Source organism: Serratia sp. Res13-Sevr-LER1-36-b, from assembly GCF_015673035.1.
GTDB lineage: Bacteria > Pseudomonadota > Gammaproteobacteria > Enterobacterales > Enterobacteriaceae > Chania > Chania fonticola_C.
In genome coordinates, this window is the sequence record NZ_JADACK010000044.1 from 68,227 (window position 1) to 85,849 (window position 17,623).

Consider the following 17,623-nt stretch of genomic DNA (forward strand, 5'->3'; position numbering starts at 1 on the left):
CACCTTAATCGAGATTAACCAGCCACAACGTCACCGCAGCCGGCCTTATTGTTCATAGCGAAAGCGGAACTTCTCCTGTTCGCTGGCCGCACGCGCCAAGATCCATTGGCGAAAGGCGGCTATTTTACCCAGTTCTGCCTGGCTGTCATGACATACCAGATAAAAAGCGTTTTTACTTACCAACACATCGTTAAACGGGCAGACCAGCCGACCGGCTTCGATCTCGGTTTGCGCCATCACGTTATTCACCAGCGCAATCCCCTGGCCGTGAACGGCCGCCTGAACCACCATGGCGCTATGGCTAAAGATCGGCCCTTGCTGCACGTTGATATGCTGTAACCCCAGTTGGCGGGTGTATGCCAGCCAGTCGCGGCGTGAAGTATCATGCAGAAGCGTATGATAAGCCAGATCGCCCGGCACTTTCAGTGCATGATCGCCCATTAACAGGCTGGGAGAACAAACCGGCAGCAGATATTCCGCATACAAACGCTCGGTGCGCACTCCCGGCCAGTTGCCACGGCCATAAAAGATCGCCACGTCAACATCATCCGCCAGCTTTTCTTCTTCGCGGTCAATAGCCTGGATGCGCACATCGATCCCCGGATAAGCTGAGTTAAAGCTGGAAAGACGTGGCACCAGCCACTGAATGGCGAAACTGGGCGGCAGGCTGACGGTCAAAGCCCCCTTGGCACTGCGAGCCTGAAGCTTGCGTGTTGCCTCATTGATCGAAGAGAAGATCTCTTTGATATCCAGGTAATAACTCTGCCCCTCTTCCGTCAGCAGCAGCGAACGGTTACGCCGTCGAAACAGTTTCAGCCCCAGGAAATCCTCCAGAGACTTGATCTGGTGGCTGACTGCGGCCTGGGTAACAAACAGCTCCTCTGCCGCCTTGGTAAAACTCAAATGGCGGGCTGCCGCGTCAAAAACCCGCAGAGCATTAAGTGGAGGGAGACGTTTAGACATGAATTAACCCTTTTGTATTGCAAACTGCGGCGTTGTCGGCTGAATGCGCCTTTATGCCGCCTGGCTGTGCCGAACAGGGATGTTCAAATGCCGCGAGCGCAAGGATATGCCTACGCGGCCAATCTGCAATTCATCGGCTTTAGTTACATTTATGTAACAAATGACCACCGGGTTTCGCAAACGAGATCAGGCTGCACGATACATAACGCCACTAGCCCATCCGCGTGGACTATTGCCATTAGTTTTTTTAATCCGAGCCATTATAAATTGTCCGTTGAGCATGCGCCAGTAAATACCTATAGTGGCGACACTTCCTGGGCCGGAACGAAAAGGGATTGGGTGTCGAGGACGCCGATGAACTTTTGGCTTGTGGTTGTGATGTTGTGTTTGCAATTTGTCCGCCAATTCGGACATGGTAGCTAGGCTACTGTTTTTCACTTCCTGTACATTTACCCTGTCTGTCCATAGTGATTTTATGCAGCACCGCCAACTTCGCGGTGCTTTTTTTTGCCTGAAACTTACTGTTTTATCTGAAAATTACTGATTACCTTCAACCATTTCCTTCACGTCGGCACGGTTAATCTGCTGCTCAACGCCGTTGGCGTCTTTGTAGCTGATCATCCCGGTATCGTCATCCACCTTGGGTTTTCCATCGGCGACAATGGTGCGCCCATCGCTGGTATGCATGACGTAGTTGCTTGAGCAGGCTGATAGGGTAAACGTAAGCATCAGGGCAGAGATAACTGCGGCTGTCTTGTTCATTTGTGACTCCTTGTAGATAAAAATGCTGTAAAACTCATTTCTGTTATTTAAGGGACTCATTCGAACGCCAATATTCAGCATAACAAACTTTCGTCAGATTTCCAGAAAACAGCGACAATTGTTCGGGACAACTTGTCTCTGACGGCAAAATAGGACAGGATCAATGGCTGACAAAGCCACTGATAATCAGCCGATGAAGCCTTTTGAGCCTACCTTGTTCCGCAGCCAGTTCCCGGCCCTTCAACAGGCAGGAATTTATCTGGACAGTGCCGCTACCGCGCTAAAACCGCAGGCGGTGATCGACGCCACGCAGCAGTTTTACAGCGCAGATGCCGCCACCGTACACCGTAGCCAACATCGTGCGGCGCAGGATTTGACCCAGCGCTTTGAACAGGCACGCCAGCAGGTCGCCACCTTGATTAATGCCCCCTGTGCGGACGATATCGTTTGGACCCGTGGCACCACGGAAGCCATCAATCTGGTCGCGCAGAGCTATGCTCGCCCACGCCTGCAGCCTGGGGATCAGATCCTGGTTAGCGAGGCGGAGCATCATGCCAACCTGATCCCGTGGTTGATGGTGGCAGAACAGACCGGTGCCAAAGTGGTAAAGCTGCCGCTTGGCCCCGATCGCCTGCCAGATTTGACGCTGCTCCCTACCCTATTGTGCGAGAAAACCCGCATTCTGGCCTTGGGGCAAATGTCCAACGTCACGGGAGGCTGCCCGGATATCGCGCTGGCTATCGAGTTGGCTCATGCGGTGAACGCGGTAGTGATGATCGACGGCGCACAGGGCATTGTGCATTGCCCTGCCGACGTTCAGCGGCTCGATATCGATTTCTACGCCTTCTCAGCGCATAAACTCTATGGCCCAACTGGCATTGGTGCGTTGTATGGCAAAACCGCGTTGCTGGCCCAAATGGGGCCATGGCAAGGCGGAGGGAAAATGCTGACGCAGGCTTCTTTCAGCGGCTTTACGCCACAAAAACCGCCGCACTGTTTTGAAGCCGGTACGCCAAATATTGCCGGAGTGCTGGGGCTGGGTGCCGCGTTGAGCTGGCTGGAAACGCAGGATATGGCCGCCGCCGAACAATACAGCCGCGCTCTGGCGCAAAATGCCGAACAGCGTTTGCAGCAATTACCCGGATTTCGCAGCTTCCGCAGTTCCGGCTCCAGCCTGCTGGCCTTTGATATCGCCGGGATCCACCACAGCGATATCGTCACCCTGCTAGCCGAACAGAACATCGCGGTCCGCGCAGGCCAACACTGCGCCCAACCATTGATCGCCGCATTAGGGGTCAGCGGAACGTTACGTGCGTCATTTGCGCCTTATAATACGCCGCAAGACGTCGATGCTCTGGTGCTGGCGTTAACTAACGCCATCGAATTACTGGCGGAATAAGATGCAAAATGGAGAACCGATGCTTGCCCCTCACCCTTTTGGCCGTGAAATCACCGCCGAGACGCTGATAGCAACCTTCAGCGCGCTAAAACAGTGGGAAGACCGTTACCGCCAACTGATCATGCTGGCGAAACGCTTACCATCGCTGGCGGACGACCTGCGGCATACGGAGATGGAACTGAGCGGTTGCGAAAACCGGGTCTGGTTGGGGCACCAGCGGTTGGCTGATGGAACACTGCATTTTTATGGCGACAGCGAAGGACGCATTGTGCGCGGCCTGCTGGCGATCCTGCTGACCGCCGTCGAAGGCAAAACGCCGCAGCAGGTACTAGCCATCGATCCCTTGGCCCTGTTTGATAGCTTGGCGCTGCGTGCACAACTCAGCGCTACCCGAACCAGCGGCCTGGCAGCCTTGGCGACAAGGGTGCACGCCATCGCTGCCAGCTATGCCTGACGAGCCGCCTTTGCCACCATCTTCTTCAACGCGTGGGAGACGGCAATAAAGCCAAAAGTCGCGGTGACCATGGTCGCCGCACCAAAACCCGCGCTGCAATCCATTCTCTTTGGCCCTTCTGCGGTACTGCGTGAGGCACACACTGAACCATCCGGCTGCGGATACACCAGCGGCTCGGTGGAGAAGACGCAGTCGATCCCCAGCTTGCCTTTGCTGTTTTTCACCACATTAAAGTCGTTCTTCAACCTTTCACGCAGCTTGGCTGCCAACGGATCCTGGATGGTTTTGGCCAGATCGGCCACGGCGATCTGCGTAGGATCGATCTGCCCACCGGCACCGCCGGTAGTGACTACCGGGATCTTGAAACGTCGGCAATAGGCCAACAACGCCGCTTTGGGCCGCACGCTGTCGATCGCATCAATCACATAGCTGAAATTATGGTTCAACAGCTCGGCGACGTTGTCCGGGGTAATAAAATCATCCACGCAGGTCACCCGGCATTCCGGGTTGATCGCCAGGATCCGTTCCGCCATCACTTCGGTCTTCGACTGGCCAACATGCTGGCGCAAAGCATGGATCTGCCGGTTGGTGTTGGTGACGCATACGTCATCCATGTCGATCAGAGTGATCGCACCAATGCCGGTTCGCGCCAGCGCTTCAGCCGCCCATGAACCGACCCCGCCAATGCCGATCACACAAACGTGCGCCTGGGCAAACAATGCCAATGCCGGTTGGCCATACAGGCGCGCCGTGCCGCCAAAACGCTGAAGATAGGCCTCTGAATAGGCTGTACTCATTTCGCTTTACTTACCTTGGTTGCAAATAGTCAGGGCCGGAAGATCCGGCCCTGCGGGTCAATCTATATGCCATCGTTCTCAGCGAGTCACCAACTGGGAACCACTCGAGGCGGTCAATGGCTGATTGGCGCTAAACAGCTGCGCCCCAGGATTACCGCCTTTCAATACCCAGACCCGGCCATAGTGATTGTAGAACCCGGCCGAGTGACCGGCTTCTGGGCCAATCCCCTGGTACATATCAAAATGCTGGCCCTTGATGGCGCCACCCACGTCAAGAGCGACCATCAGGCGCATTTCATATTTTCCCGTGAACTTGCCCTTGTTGTCCAGTAGAGGGACTTCTGCCAGCAACGTGGTACCAGCCGGGATCAGGGAGCGATCGGAAGCCACTGAGGCTTTGGCGATCAGCGGCACCGCGCTGGCCCCTTTCACCGGAGCGAAAGGCACCGGGTGGAAGAACACGAACGACGGGTTTTGCTCCAGCAGTTCGCGCACTTCAGCTTCGCTGTGGGTATCCGCCCACTGGCGAATGGCCTGCATTGACATATCGGCCTTGGCCACTTCACCGCGATCGATCAGCACCTTGCCGATACTGCGGTAAGCATGGCCGTTCTTGCCGCTATAACCAAAGAACACCAATGGCTGGCCGTTGCCGAAATCAACATAGCCGCTGCCCTGCACTTCCATCATGAAGTTATCCATCAGGGAGTTGGTGTAAGCAATGATGTAACGGCTGTCCAGCGCCCCTGAGTAGATACCGGCACGATCCGGCAGGCGGCGCTTGCCTTTGGCTGGCATGCTGTACAGCGGGTAGCGGAATTCCCCCTGTTGGGTATAACGAGCCTGCAGCACCGGGGTGTAATAGCCAGTGAACTGGACGTTGCCATAGCTATCTACGCCTTCCATCTGATAGGCGCTGAGGCCGAATTGGTTCAGTTGGCGCGTATCCGCCCCCGCCGCCATCCAGTTTTGCACCGCCTGATAGGTGGAGTTATTGCGGTTAAACAGCGACGGCGAAGCGTATTTAATCTCCATCAGCTGGTTGGAGTAATCCTGGCCGTTGATCGGGGCGCCTCTGGCATTGGGCCGATTCACCAACTCCAGCGACTGATCCAGATGACCATCTTTATACTGCTGCCCCCGGTCGGTCGGTTTTGACGAACAACCGGCCAGTACCGTAATCACTAACCCACCGAGCAGGTATTTGCCCCAACGTCCTTTCATTGCACACTCTCTCAGACTGATATGTTCCATACCCAATGGATACGGGTAAACTGGCTGAACGATAACAAACGGCTATAGATAAAGGAATCGCTACCGCTAAAAATTCCCAGCCAGATGATTATGATGAAAAAAAACGCAAATTGGGGACTAATGCAGCATAAAAATGGCTTTCGGTGAATTATATGCAAAAAGGGTTTGCAACAAAATGCCTGGAGAGTATAGTGCGCTTCCATCGGACGCGGGGTGGAGCAGCCTGGTAGCTCGTCGGGCTCATAACCCGAAGGTCGTCAGTTCAAATCTGGCCCCCGCAACCAACCGATACTGTGATAACGGTATCAAAAACAGGTTGGATTCGATGAAAGAAAAGGTATTATACGGACGCGGGGTGGAGCAGCCTGGTAGCTCGTCGGGCTCATAACCCGAAGGTCGTCGGTTCAAATCCGGCCCCCGCAACCAACCGATACGGCAATGGCGGTATCACATGAAGGGTTGGTTCGATAATATCAGTATCAAGACGGACGCGGGGTGGAGCAGCCCGGTAGCTCGTCGGGCTCATAACCCGAAGGTCGTCAGTTCAAATCTGGCCCCCGCAACCAATCTTGATAACATCAGACAAGCACCTTAACGGGTGTTTTTTTGTATCTGTATTTCCCCTACCTTCCCCATTAACCACGCCGCCCCTCCTTGGGCTACGCTGGTTTAACGCCGTGCCAATGCGCCACCGTTGGCGAAATAGGCTTTGATCCCAGCCAGAATAGATTGCGCCACCTGCTGCTGAAAATGGCTGGTGCGCAGCTTGCGCTCTTCTTCCAGATTGCTGATAAACGCCGTTTCCACCAGGATCGACGGAATATCCGGGGCCTTCAATACGGCAAAGCCGGCCTGATCGACACGATTCTTATGCAGACGGTTAATTTTACCCATCCGGTTCAGCACTTCCTTACCGAACTTCAAACTGTCATTGACGGTGGCGGTCTGCAATAGATCGAACATGGTGTGATCCAGGTAGCGATCGCCACTCTTGCTAACCCCGCCAATATCGTCGGCGGCATTCTGGGTTTGCGCCAAAAACTTGGCGGCGTTGCTGGTTGCCCCTTTGGTAGAAAGCGCAAACACCGAGGAACCGCGTGCCGAACGATTGCTGAAAGCATCGGCGTGGATCGAGACGAACAGATCGGCCCGCTGCTTACGAGCTTTGGCTACGCGCACCTTCAAGGGAATAAACACGTCTTCATTGCGCGTCATAAACACTCTCATGTTGGGTTCGCGTTTGATCAACGCACTGAGACGGCGGGCAATCTGCAGCACGATGTCTTTTTCACGGGTTTTGTTTTTGCCAATAGCCCCCGGATCTTCACCTCCGTGTCCAGGATCCAGCATGATCACAATCGGCCGATCGCGCCCAGCCTTACCGGCCTGCGGTGCTTCCGCCGGTAACGTCCGCTCCAGATCGCCCTTGTTGTAATCTTCCAGTAACGCCAACAGCGGATCATACTCTTCACCGCTGCCCCCCTTGGTAGGATAAAGATCCATCACCAGGCGGTTACGGTATTCGGAGACGGGTGTCAGGGTAAACATATTTGGGCTGACGCTTTGCTTGAGTTCCAGCACCAGCCTGACGGTATTCTTGTCAAACTGGCCGACCCGCGCCTGTTTCAGATAGGGATCTTCTTTGCGCACCTGCCCGGCGATACCTTTAAGCACGCTATTTAGCTGTACCCCTTCCACATCCACCACGATGCGCTCTGGATTGGTCAGGGCAAACTGTTTGTATTTCAGTGGAACATTGGATTCCAGCGTGACTCGGGTATAGGTCGAAGAAGGCCAGACACGGACGGCAATCACATGAGAAGCAGCGGCGAAACCAACGCGACTCACACTCAGCAACCAGGTTGCGGCAACCCCCTGCAACAAACGACGGCGGCCCGGATTGTGATTTGAGTTAGGCATGCGGCTCCGGTAAAAATAACGATTAAAAAAACAGCAAAAAAAAACAATGGCAAAAACTTTACCCAATCCATTCACCGCTGTCATCAGAAAATCTTTTTATGATCTTTCAATTTATTAATCAGTTAGCGCATTTGTCAGAAAAATCGTGCTCATTTCCTACTTGCCTTTGGCGCAATAAAAGAATAAAAATACAAAAATACCGTATAAATATGCAAATGAGGTCTTGCCGTGAAGGAACGTAGTACAGAGCTGGTGCAAGGATTCCGTCACTCAGTTCCCTATATCAATACTCACCGTGGCAAGACCTTTGTCGTCATGCTGGGTGGCGAAGCTATTGAACATGAAAACTTTTCCAGTATCGTCAACGATATCGGGCTGTTACATAGCCTGGGCATTCGTTTGGTGGTGGTCTACGGTGCGCGGCCACAGATTGACAGCAATCTGGCGCAGCATAACTACGAGCCGATTTATCATAAGCATACCCGGGTGACCGACGCCCATACGCTAGAGTTGGTCAAACAGGCCGCCGGCTTGTTACAGCTGGATATTACCGCACGGCTTTCCATGAGCCTGAATAACACCCCATTGCAAGGGGCGCACATCAACGTAGTGAGTGGCAACTTTATTATCGCCCAACCGCTTGGCGTGGATGACGGCGTCGATTATTGCCACAGCGGCCGTATCCGCCGTATTGATGAAGAAGCCATTCATCGCCAACTAGACAGTAAGGCCATCGTGCTGATTGGCCCAGTGGCGGTATCGGTGACCGGCGAAAGCTTTAACCTGACCTCGGAAGAAGTCGCCACCCAGTTGGCAATCAAACTGAAGGCCGAGAAAATGATCGGTTTCTGTTCATCACAAGGGGTGACCGATGCGGAAGGCAATATCCTTTCCGAACTGTTCCCCAACGATGCACAAAAACGTATCGAGCAGTTGGAAGAGGCTGGTGACTACCATTCCGGCACCGTGCGCTTCCTGCGCGGCGCGGTAAAGGCCTGCCGCAGCGGGGTACGCCGCAGCCACCTGATCAGCTATCAGGAGGATGGTGCACTGGTACAGGAGCTATTTTCACGCGACGGTATCGGTACCCAAATCGTCATGGAGAGCGCCGAACAGGTACGCCGGGCGACCATCAATGATATCGGTGGGATACTTGAGCTGATCCGCCCGTTGGAGCAGCAAGGGATTTTAGTCCGCCGTTCGCGCGAGCAGTTGGAAATGGAGATCGACAAGTTCACGATTATCGAACGCGATAACCTGACCATCGCCTGCGCCGCGCTCTATCCGTTCCCGGAAGAGAAGATTGGTGAGATGGCCTGCGTGGCGGTGCATCCGGATTACCGCAGCTCGTCGCGGGGCGAGATGCTGCTGCAGCGGGTAGAAAGCCAGGCTCGCCAGATGGGGCTACAGAAGCTGTTTGTGTTGACCACGCGCAGCATCCACTGGTTCCAGGAACGCGGCTTCACTCCGGCGGAAGTCGACGTGCTGCCGATGCAGAAACAGGCTTTATATAACTACCAGCGCCGCTCGAAGATCCTGTTGGCCGATCTTTGACTTACCCTGGCTAACCCATTGAATATCAGACGGGCGCAGCGTGCTGCGCCCCCTCGTTGTTACTTCCCGATCTGCAAGCGTTCGGCCAACCCGCTGCGGCGCTGCGTGGGGGTGCGGATAGCGCTTACCAACACCTTGTCTACCGCATACAGCGAAAGCCGCTGGCGTGCGCGTGTAATGGCGGTATAAACCAGCTCGCGGGTCAGCACCGGCAGAAAATGATTCGGCAGCACTAGTGCCGTATGGTCGAACTCCGAACCCTGTGATTTATGCACCGTCATCGCATAGGCGGTTTCATGCGCCGGTAAGCGGCTAGGCTGTACCGATTTGATGCTGCCGTCCGGTAATTGGAAATGCACGCGCAGATCGCCGCCCTCACCGGGTAAGGCAATGCCAATATCGCCGTTAAACAGCCCCAGCGCGCTATCATTACGGCCAATCATCACCGGCCGCCCCAAATACCAGCGCCCGGCGGGGCCAGGATTACGCCGGATCAAACCGGCACGCTGCAGCCCGCTTTCGATACGCTCATTCAGCCCGGCAACGCCAAATGGCCCTTCGCGCAGTGCGCAAAGCAACTGGAAGCGGCCAAAAGCATCCAGGATCGTCACGGCCCCAGCCCCTTCTGCCACCAGCCGCAGATAGTCGCGATAACCGGCAACGCAGCTATCCAGCAGCCGTTGATAATCTTCGGTTTCTGCCAGCGGGTAACCCGCCACGTCAGCATAGCTGCCGTTCAACGCTGCCAGGGCGCGCTTGCTATCGCCAGCATTCACCGCCAAAGCCAACTGGCCAATGCCGGATTTGGCATCAAACCGGTAACTCTTGCGCAGTAGGCACAGGCTATCGCGCACCGCTGCCTCGGCCTCCGCTGGCTGCCCTTGCACGGGGCAACCGGTCAGACGCGCCAACTGTGCCGCACGGGCCTCGCTATATCCCTGCTCGGCAAACCGGCAGATATCCCCCAGCACGGCTCCAGCCTCCACCGAGGCCAGTTGATCGCGATCGCCAAGGAAGATGACTCGCGCCTTGGGGGGCAAGGCGGCAATCAACCTTGCCATCATGGGCAAATCCACCATCGAAGCCTCGTCCACCACCAGCACATCCAGGTGCAACGGGTTCCCCCGGTGATAGCGCATGCGCTGGCTGTTTGGCTGGGCCCCCAGCAAGCGGTGTAACGTTGCCGCTTCCGTAGGGAATAAGGCTCGTTGCTCCAGGGTTAAATCCAACTGACGGCTAGCGCTTCCCAAGGACTCGGTTAGACGAGCTGCTGCTTTACCGGTAGGCGCAGCAAGTTGAATGCGCAGACGCTCCCCGTCCGCCAACTGCACCAGTGCCGCCAACAGCTTGGCAACGGTGGTCGTTTTGCCGGTGCCGGGGCCGCCGGAAATAATCGCGATGCGGCGCGTGGCGGCTACCGCTGCGGCAATTTTTTGCCAGTCGGGTTCGTCCGTAGCCGCGCCAAATAACCGATCGAGAATGGTGCGAAGCTGCGCCTCTTCAAGTTCCTGTGGCACGCTGTCGCTACTGATGAAAGTGGCGACATCACCTTCGCTCTGCCACATGCGTTGCAGATACAGCCGCTGCTGTTGCAGGACCATCGGCGTTGCCGTACTGCCATCGCTAACCGCAGGCGATCTCGCCAGACGCTGTTGCCAACTAGCCACGTCCGGTTGCCCGCAGGCCTGCCAGGCAGCCAGGGCCAACTCAGGCTGGCGGCCATCAAACAGATTTTCCGGCAATAGCTGTTCGAGCAACAGACAAACGTGGCCCGCACCGGCCTCCGAGCTCAGGCAGGCGGCGGCCAGCAGGATATCCGGTTCATCATCGTTGGCGACCACCTGGGCAAATTGCACGTCCAGCGGTCGCAAGGCGCCCAGAGCCAACGCCTGATGCAAAATCTCAATCATTGCCCATCCTCAACGTTGGCCGTTTCACCGCTAAACAGGCGATCCATTCCTTCAACCAGAGCATACTCCGGACGACAGGCAAAAATACCGTTGCCCTCATGCTCGGCATCTACCCCGCGTAAAAACAGATAAATCACCCCGCCAAAATGGCGCTGGTAATCATAATCCGCCAGGCGATGCCCCAGATAGCGGTGCAGCGCCAAGGTATAGAGTTGGTATTGCAGATCGTAGCGGTGTTCCGCCATCGCCCGCGCCATCGCCTCTTGGGTATAGGCGCTGCTGTCTTCGCCCAGCCAGTTGGATTTGTAATCCAGCAGGTAGTATTTACCCTGCCAGCAGAATACCAGATCGATAAAGCCTTTCAGCATGCCCTGAACCTGTTGGAAATCCAGCGCCGGGCAGCCAGCAGAAAGGGGATCGTAGCGTTTTACCAACTCATCCAGTTGCTGCGCTTGCAGCAGGCCACCGATCGGCAGATAGAACTGTAATTCTGCCTGCCTGGCTCCTGACGGTAAGGCGGATAGCGCGACGCCGCTGCTATTAAGCGGCGCATTCAGCAGCACGTGCATCCAGCCGGATAATACCGGCAACCAATGCTCCTCCAGCCCTTGGTGTTGCAACTGCTCCAGCAGCCACTGCTCATCTAGCGGTTGGGTAAAATCCAGCGCCTCAAACAGGCTGTGGAGGAAAGTGCCAGGGGCCGCACCGCGCGGGAAAGTATGGGGAGTAAATGCGGGGGGTGTAACCGTATCGCCCTCACCAACGGCATCAACGTCCAGGCGCGGCAACAGCTCCTGCATCCGGCTTGAGCCATGCTGTTGCAAGCCGGTATAGCTGGTTACCCGCCAGAAATCCTGCATCCTGCGTGGGAACTGCCTGGCCGTCAGTTCTGCGGCGGTTGCCGTCTGCGGCTGCCAGCTCTGTTCACCTGGCGCATCCACCAGCGACAGCGCAATGCCTTGGGTTGCCAACTGCTGCAGGCAGGTTTGCAGATAGGCAGCATCGCCCGCCTGCCCGGCCTGCACCAGATATCCCAGGGCACTGCGGTGCAAATCCGTATCGCCCTGCTTCTTGCGCGTACCGAGAAACAACGGCGCAATACCGATACTGCAGTGATATACCGAACGGGTCAGCGCCACATACAGCAGGCGCAAATCCTCTGCCAACCGTTCCTCTTCCGCCCAGGCCACGCTTTCTTCGTTGGCATTAAGATCCAGCAGGGCTTTAAAGGTCTGGCGATCGTGATACAGCACCTGCTGCTGCTGGCGGAAATTCCCCACAAAAGGCAGCCACACCAGATCGAACTCTAACCCTTTCGACTTGTGGATGGTGATTACCTGCACCAGATGACGGTCACTTTCCAGCCGCAGTTGCTGATTATCCGACTGGCGATTCGGCTGAGCGATCTGCTGCGCCAACCAACGTACCAGCGCATGTTCACCATCCAACTGCGCCGTGGCTTCCTGCAACAGCTCCCCCAGGTGCATGACATCGGTCAAACGGCGCTCGCCCCCTGGGCTGGCCAGCAGGTTTTCAGCCAGATGCCGCTTGGCCATCACCTCACGCAGCATCGGTAATACGCCACGGCGCAGCCAGTGGCTACGGTATTCATCAAACTCGTTGACCAAATCATCCCAAGCGGACTCGTTATGGTTTAGCCCATCCAGCGTCAAGGCATCCAACCCCAATAGCCCGGTGGCCAACGCGCAGCGCAGGGTTCGCTCCTGTTCGGGAGCCAGCACCGCCTGTAGCAGCCAGAGTAAATCTTTGGCTTCCGGCGTATCAAACACGCTGTCACGGTTGGAAAGGTAAACCGAAGGGATGGCCAGCGCGCTGAGTGCATCACGTACCAACGCCGCTTCGGCGCGGCTACGCACCAGAATGGTAATATCCGATGCCTGAACGTGGCGACGTTGACCCCCTTTGACCAGCCAGGCTTCTCCGGCCTGCCCGGCACTCAGCCAGTCGCGGATCTGGGCTGCGCACAAGCGCGCCATTAATTGTTGGTAATCACTTACTCCGGCCCCATCCCCGGGTTGCAACCAAAATTGCATGGCCGGTTGCGGTTTATTCTGCCACTCGAAGACCAGTTCCTGATTCTTCGCTGCGGCTGCTACCTCGATAAACGGGATTTGGCCAAACAGGAACGGCTTTTCCACCTGAGCAAACAGGCGGTTAACGCTGCCAACCATAGCCGGTGATGAGCGCCAGTTTGTCTCTAAGGTGTAGTGGGCACTTACCTCTGAGCGAGCCTTCATATAGGTAAAAATGTCTGCCCCACGGAAGGCGTAAATCGCTTGTTTTGGATCCCCAATCAGCAGCAGACCACACTCTTCCCGGCCAACATACAGTTTCTGGAAGATCCGGTACTGCTGTGGGTCAGTATCCTGAAACTCATCGATCATCGCCACCGGATAACGCTGACGGATCGCCAATGCCAATTGTTCACCACCGGCGCTTTGCAGTGCCGCATCCAGCCTGCTGAGCAGATCGTCAAAACCCAGTTCGGCACGCTGACGTTTTTCCTGTTGAATAGAAAGGCGTATTTCACTCAGCGCCCGTGCCATGATCAGGTCACGCAGGGTCAAGGGTTCGGCAAATAGCTCATCAACCGCCACAAACAGCGGATGCCTCGGGGCTTCACCTTTTTTGGTTTTCTCCAGCAGCACCGATTGGCGGAACTTCTCCAGCTCTTTAGGTAACTGGTAATCTTCGGTTTCCTGGCCCGCCCATTCCCCGACCTTATTCAGCCAGTTGGGTAAATGTTTGCTGCTGTAGCTGCGTTTGTCGACGCCAGACTGACTGATAAGCGCTTCCAAATCCGCCGCCGATGCCTGCCATTGCGCCTTGAGGGCATCGATCCGCGCAACTATCTGTTCATGGCGCATCAGCACCGTTTCTTCATCTTTAGGGGGCTGACGCAGAGTGGGAGCTTCGCCATGCAGGTAGCCCGAGAGATCGCTCAACAAGGCCTCTGGGCCGCTCCACTCCTGACTAACCGCCCGGGCAACGCCCAGTGGCAATGGGTAGCAGTGACGCCGCCAAAAATCGGCGCAGGCCTGACGGCGCAACGGTAGTTCGTCCTGCACCAGCGTTTGTTCAAACAGAATGCCCGACTCGAATGCATTGTGAGTGAGCATTCGCTGACAAAAACCGTGGATAGTGTAGATCGCCGCTTCGTCCATCTGGCGCTCGGCAGCCAGCAATTGCGCTGCGGCCTCTGGCAGATCGCCAATCTCCGCCATCAGCGCGGCAAACAGCGGGTCTGAGCTATGCCCACGTACGCAGGCAATGCGTAATGCGTGGATATTGCTGCGAATGCGGCCCCGGAGTTCCTCCGTCGCCGCTTCGGTAAAGGTAACTACCAGGATCTCTTCTACCGTGAGCGGCCGTGGAAACGCCGCTGCCTGGCCTAAGCCAAGCAGCAAGCGCAGATACAAAGCACCGATAGTGAAGGTCTTCCCTGTCCCTGCCGAGGCTTCGATCAGCCGTTCACCAAACAGCGGCAACGTCAGTGGATCAAGCCGCTGAGGAACGCCTTTCGTCATGGCGTCGCCACTTTACGAGGCAGCGTTTTTTGCAGGGACGAGGCGTTAGGATAGGTCACCCAACCTTCACCCGGCGCAGCAAAGTCGGCTTTCTGCTGGCTGCTGCCACTCACCTGAGACAACAGTGCCAGACCCTGTGGCTTAATCACCGCCTGATGGAAGTAATCCGCCAGTTTGGCAGGCGTTAGAGTCTGCACCTGGGCGATCAGCTTTTCACGGGTATCGAAGGCGAAATTACCGCGATCGAAATCGCTACTGAAACGGCCCGCTTCTTCACCTAAGGTCTGTGGACGCTGTTGCAGCTCATTGATCATGGCCTGTTTGTATTGGGTAAAATCGGCATCGCTCAATTCACGCAGGCGCTTTTCCGTCTTCGGATAGAAATCTTGATAGCGCTGGTAGAGATAGGCTGGCTGCTTACTGTTGCTTTGCAGCAGGAAACCTATGCCCCACTGGCGGCCAACCGGCATCGCAAAGGAGAACACCGCATAGCCGAGCTGCTCTTGGGTACGCAATTGGCTGTAGAACCAAGGTTGGATGATCTGCCCCAGCAATGAGCTATACGCCATGCTGGTCACTTCGTCATACCCCGTTGGGACATACACCGCCGCCAGCGCCGAATCGGTGCTGCTGCCAGGACGCTGCAGATTGGCAAACTGGTTTTTATCAATCACGACGTTTTCGCCGTGCCACCATTCCACACCGGTACAACCCAGGCTCTTCTTCAGTGAAGAGGCCAGCGTGTCCACCTGTTGCTTGCTCATATTGCCCACTACCAGCAACTCCGGCGTGGCCCCGGCCATCAGGCTGTCGCGGTAAGCCAGCACGTCTTGCAACGTTATGGTTTTCAGCACTTCGCGGCGTTCACTGCGCTCGGAGTAAGGCACGCGGGACAGCATCTGTACCGGCTGGATCGCCAGCTCAAAGGCTTTGCCCTTCTCGGCGGAATCCAACTGTTCCAGATACCAGGATTTCGCCTGTTCCAACTGCTCTTGCGTTGGGGTAAAGCTGGAGTAGCCTTCAATCAATGAGGTCAACAGCTGTGGCAAACGCTGGGTAAAACCATTGGCGCTAAACATCAGGCCATTATTGGGCGCGGTAGAGAAGCTAATCCCGCCCACCGAAGCCTGATAGCTCAACTCATCGAGCGAGATCCCCGCCAGATAATCCATCAACGAGAACAGCACCTGATTACGCGCCGAATCCATGGTTTTGGCGTTACGCAAAGCTACCGTCACATCGGCCTTGGGTTCATCGGCAAAATAGCGGCTTGGCATATACAGCACCCGCAACCCTGGCTGGTTCACCACCATTTCCGGTTTGGTAAACTCATGTGAGGGCTTGTTCAGGGTAAACTCATCCGGAATATAAGGGTTCAGCCCCGGTAAAGAAAGCGCGATATCTTTACCCAACTGCTGCCATTTCGCGAAGCGTCCCGCGCTGATTTTCTCAACCTGATAAGGTGCATCAACAAAGTAAGCCGTTTTGTTGTGCGGCTCATTCGGGCTGACAAACCAGATACGCGCATTTTGTGGCGTCATCTGACCCAGGCGTTCAGCGATGGCTTTAGGATCGTAGCGATCGGCCAGGTACGGCGCATCCAGCGTATTCTCTACCGGTACGCGCAGCATGGTGTCCACCAGCCATTCGATGTAATTCATGTCGCGGGTAATCGACGGGTAGCGGAAATCCAGATTCAGCACATGGGCGATCTCGTCAAAATAACTTTGTTTGATCCCTTCGCCCTGCAGCATTTTCAGATAGCTGAAGATCGCTGCCACCACCTGGTCACGCTCCGCCAGCCCCTTGTCGGTCAAGGAAACGCTGATTGAGAATACGCCGCCGTTGCGATCGACCATCGGGTCGGCACCCGCATTGATGGCATCTGCCAGCCCCTGCTTCTGCAGCCAATCGGAAAGCGTATTGGTGCTGCGGTTGCCAATCAGGTAGCTGATATAGGTATCGGTTTTGCTGCGGAACTCGGCGCTGTTGTTATCGATACGGAATTCGACCTTCAGCTGCTTGCGCGGCTGCGCCGGTACATAATGAATAATGATGCCCTGCTGCTCCGAGGTAACCGCCGGAACGGTGATCGGTGGCACTTTCGCATCATGATTAGGAATGCGGCCGAAGGTTTTAACCGCCAGCGCTCTCAGTTCAGGCAGGGATTGGTTGCTATACAGCACACCCTTCATCAGGTTGGCAGAATAGTAACGCTGATAAAAACCAACGAGTTCTTCGTGCAGCTTGCTGCCTGGCTTATCCTGCAAAGTCTCGAGGTTGCCGCCAGAAAAACGTGCACTAGGGTGAGCCGGATTGAGGGTTTCTGCCCCAACCTGCGCCATGCGCATACCGTCACGGGAGCGCGCCATCGTTAACTCGGCATTCACCGCGTTGCGTTCACGGTCCGCGTTGCCGGGATCGAGAATAGGTTCGGCAATGGCATCGGCCATGCGGTCGACTGCGGGCTCTAAAGCGTCGTTTTCCACTTCCAGATAGTATGCGGTGCGATAAGACGCGGTGCTGGCATTGTGGCTACCACCGTGCTTTTTCAAAAACTCGGAGAGGTTCTCGGGTTCTGGATAGCGCTTGGAGCCCATCAGTACCATATGTTCCAGGTAGTGAGCCAGGCCAAGTTGGCTGTTGGGATCTTCCAGCGAGCCTACCGGCAGCGCCAGGGCAGCCAGTGACTTTGGTGCCAGCGCGTCAGACACCAGCAGTACGGTCATGCCGTTATCCAGCTTGATAGCCTGATATTCACGCGGATCGTGATCGCTTTTGTTGATCTTTTCCGCCAGCGGTTGCCAGCCTTGTGCGGCCCAACTTAACGGCGCCCAAAACATAACCAATAACATCAACCCGGTAATGCGGGTCAACAGTCTGCGCATATCCAAAATAAACCCCTGTTCTCTGGCTGTCACGCCAACTCCCTGACGGTGACAGCATGGTGCAAAATGACACAACCGGAAGCGATGCCCAATGAAATTCAATTTCTAACTCAAAGCATTACGGTTTTAAACACTCAACTCACTATAGCCCACATCGTTGGGGGCGTTACGTAC

The 17,623-nt window shown here is 55.8% G+C and carries 11 protein-coding genes and 3 tRNA genes; 6 read left to right on the plus strand and 8 right to left on the minus strand.

The window, feature by feature from the left end:
- Positions 1 to 45 precede the first annotated feature (45 nt).
- Both IMQ33_RS24165 and IMQ33_RS24170 read right to left on the minus strand, forming a co-directional pair.
- Positions 46 to 963: a transcriptional regulator GcvA gene (locus tag IMQ33_RS24165; protein WP_024484298.1), complete on the minus strand. Its 918-nt coding sequence runs from the start codon at positions 961 to 963 to the stop codon at positions 46 to 48.
- 537 nt (positions 964 to 1,500) lie between these two features.
- Positions 1,501 to 1,725, minus strand: a complete 225-nt coding sequence (locus IMQ33_RS24170) for a YgdI/YgdR family lipoprotein (RefSeq protein ID WP_024484297.1) — start codon at positions 1,723 to 1,725, stop codon at positions 1,501 to 1,503.
- A gap of 193 nt (positions 1,726 to 1,918) precedes the next feature.
- On the opposite strand from IMQ33_RS24170, the gene csdA reads away from it, so the two are divergent.
- Both csdA and csdE read left to right on the plus strand, forming a co-directional pair.
- The gene (gene csdA / locus IMQ33_RS24175) at positions 1,919 to 3,124 is read left to right on the plus strand and encodes a cysteine desulfurase CsdA (RefSeq protein ID WP_173410119.1); all 1,206 of its coding nucleotides are present in this window, start codon (positions 1,919 to 1,921) and stop codon (positions 3,122 to 3,124) included.
- A 19-nt stretch (positions 3,125 to 3,143) separates the two neighbouring features.
- Complete coding sequence (gene csdE, locus IMQ33_RS24180) at positions 3,144 to 3,578, plus strand: cysteine desulfurase sulfur acceptor subunit CsdE (protein WP_196062808.1); 435 nt, start codon at positions 3,144 to 3,146, stop codon at positions 3,576 to 3,578.
- Here csdE and tcdA read toward each other — a convergent pair.
- A complete protein-coding gene (gene tcdA, locus IMQ33_RS24185) occupies positions 3,569 to 4,375 on the minus strand; it encodes a tRNA cyclic N6-threonylcarbamoyladenosine(37) synthase TcdA (protein WP_024529484.1) in 807 nt (268 codons plus the stop codon). The genes csdE and tcdA overlap by 10 nt on opposite strands.
- A gap of 78 nt (positions 4,376 to 4,453) precedes the next feature.
- On the minus strand, positions 4,454 to 5,599 hold the full coding sequence (gene mltA / locus IMQ33_RS24190) for a murein transglycosylase A (RefSeq protein ID WP_173408822.1): 1,146 nt from the start codon (positions 5,597 to 5,599) through the stop codon (positions 4,454 to 4,456).
- A 237-nt stretch (positions 5,600 to 5,836) separates the two neighbouring features.
- Between mltA and IMQ33_RS24195 the strand changes: the two genes are divergently transcribed.
- The 3 genes from IMQ33_RS24195 to IMQ33_RS24205 all read left to right on the plus strand — a co-directional run bounded on the left by IMQ33_RS24195 (position 5,837) and on the right by IMQ33_RS24205 (position 6,195).
- Positions 5,837 to 5,913, plus strand: a tRNA-Met gene (locus tag IMQ33_RS24195).
- Between the two features lie 65 nt (positions 5,914 to 5,978).
- Positions 5,979 to 6,055: transfer RNA gene (locus IMQ33_RS24200), tRNA-Met, on the plus strand.
- Between the two features lie 63 nt (positions 6,056 to 6,118).
- Positions 6,119 to 6,195 (plus strand) — tRNA-Met (locus tag IMQ33_RS24205).
- Positions 6,196 to 6,298: 103 nt separating this feature from the next.
- Here the strand turns inward: IMQ33_RS24205 and amiC are convergent.
- A complete protein-coding gene (gene amiC, locus IMQ33_RS24210; RefSeq protein WP_024484292.1) occupies positions 6,299 to 7,549 on the minus strand; it encodes an N-acetylmuramoyl-L-alanine amidase AmiC in 1,251 nt (416 codons plus the stop codon).
- A gap of 228 nt (positions 7,550 to 7,777) precedes the next feature.
- Between amiC and argA the strand changes: the two genes are divergently transcribed.
- On the plus strand, positions 7,778 to 9,103 hold the full coding sequence (argA, locus tag IMQ33_RS24215; protein WP_065684151.1) for an amino-acid N-acetyltransferase: 1,326 nt from the start codon (positions 7,778 to 7,780) through the stop codon (positions 9,101 to 9,103).
- A 59-nt stretch (positions 9,104 to 9,162) separates the two neighbouring features.
- On the opposite strand, the gene recD is transcribed toward argA, so the two are convergent.
- Genes recD through ptrA form a run of 3 tightly spaced genes read right to left on the minus strand, consistent with a single transcriptional unit; the run spans position 9,163 to position 17,449 of the window.
- A complete protein-coding gene (recD, locus tag IMQ33_RS24220) occupies positions 9,163 to 11,013 on the minus strand; it encodes an exodeoxyribonuclease V subunit alpha (RefSeq protein WP_065684150.1) in 1,851 nt (616 codons plus the stop codon).
- Complete coding sequence (recB, locus tag IMQ33_RS24225; RefSeq protein ID WP_196062809.1) at positions 11,010 to 14,561, minus strand: exodeoxyribonuclease V subunit beta; 3,552 nt, start codon at positions 14,559 to 14,561, stop codon at positions 11,010 to 11,012. The genes recD and recB overlap by 4 nt, the downstream gene beginning before the upstream one ends.
- Positions 14,558 to 17,449: a pitrilysin gene (gene ptrA / locus IMQ33_RS24230; protein WP_196062810.1), complete on the minus strand. Its 2,892-nt coding sequence runs from the start codon at positions 17,447 to 17,449 to the stop codon at positions 14,558 to 14,560. The genes recB and ptrA overlap by 4 nt, the downstream gene beginning before the upstream one ends.
- Between the last annotated feature and the right edge of the window lie 174 nt (positions 17,450 to 17,623).

Excerpts from the sequence above, each read along its gene's own strand:
- IMQ33_RS24165 (WP_024484298.1), bottom strand. The coding sequence starts at position 963 with ATGTCTAAACGTCTCCCTCCACTTAATGCTCTGCGGGTTTTTGACGCG.
- IMQ33_RS24170 (WP_024484297.1), bottom strand. The coding sequence starts at position 1,725 with ATGAACAAGACAGCCGCAGTTATCTCTGCCCTGATGCTTACGTTTACC.
- csdA (WP_173410119.1), top strand. The coding sequence starts at position 1,919 with ATGAAGCCTTTTGAGCCTACCTTGTTCCGCAGCCAGTTCCCGGCCCTT.
- csdE (WP_196062808.1), top strand. The coding sequence starts at position 3,144 with ATGCTTGCCCCTCACCCTTTTGGCCGTGAAATCACCGCCGAGACGCTG.
- tcdA (WP_024529484.1), bottom strand. The coding sequence starts at position 4,375 with ATGAGTACAGCCTATTCAGAGGCCTATCTTCAGCGTTTTGGCGGCACG.
- mltA (WP_173408822.1), bottom strand. The coding sequence starts at position 5,599 with ATGAAAGGACGTTGGGGCAAATACCTGCTCGGTGGGTTAGTGATTACG.
- amiC (WP_024484292.1), bottom strand. The coding sequence starts at position 7,549 with ATGCCTAACTCAAATCACAATCCGGGCCGCCGTCGTTTGTTGCAGGGG.
- recD (WP_065684150.1), bottom strand. The coding sequence starts at position 11,013 with ATGATTGAGATTTTGCATCAGGCGTTGGCTCTGGGCGCCTTGCGACCG.
- recB (WP_196062809.1), bottom strand. The coding sequence starts at position 14,561 with ATGACGAAAGGCGTTCCTCAGCGGCTTGATCCACTGACGTTGCCGCTG.
- ptrA (WP_196062810.1), bottom strand. The coding sequence starts at position 17,449 with ATGCGCAGACTGTTGACCCGCATTACCGGGTTGATGTTATTGGTTATG.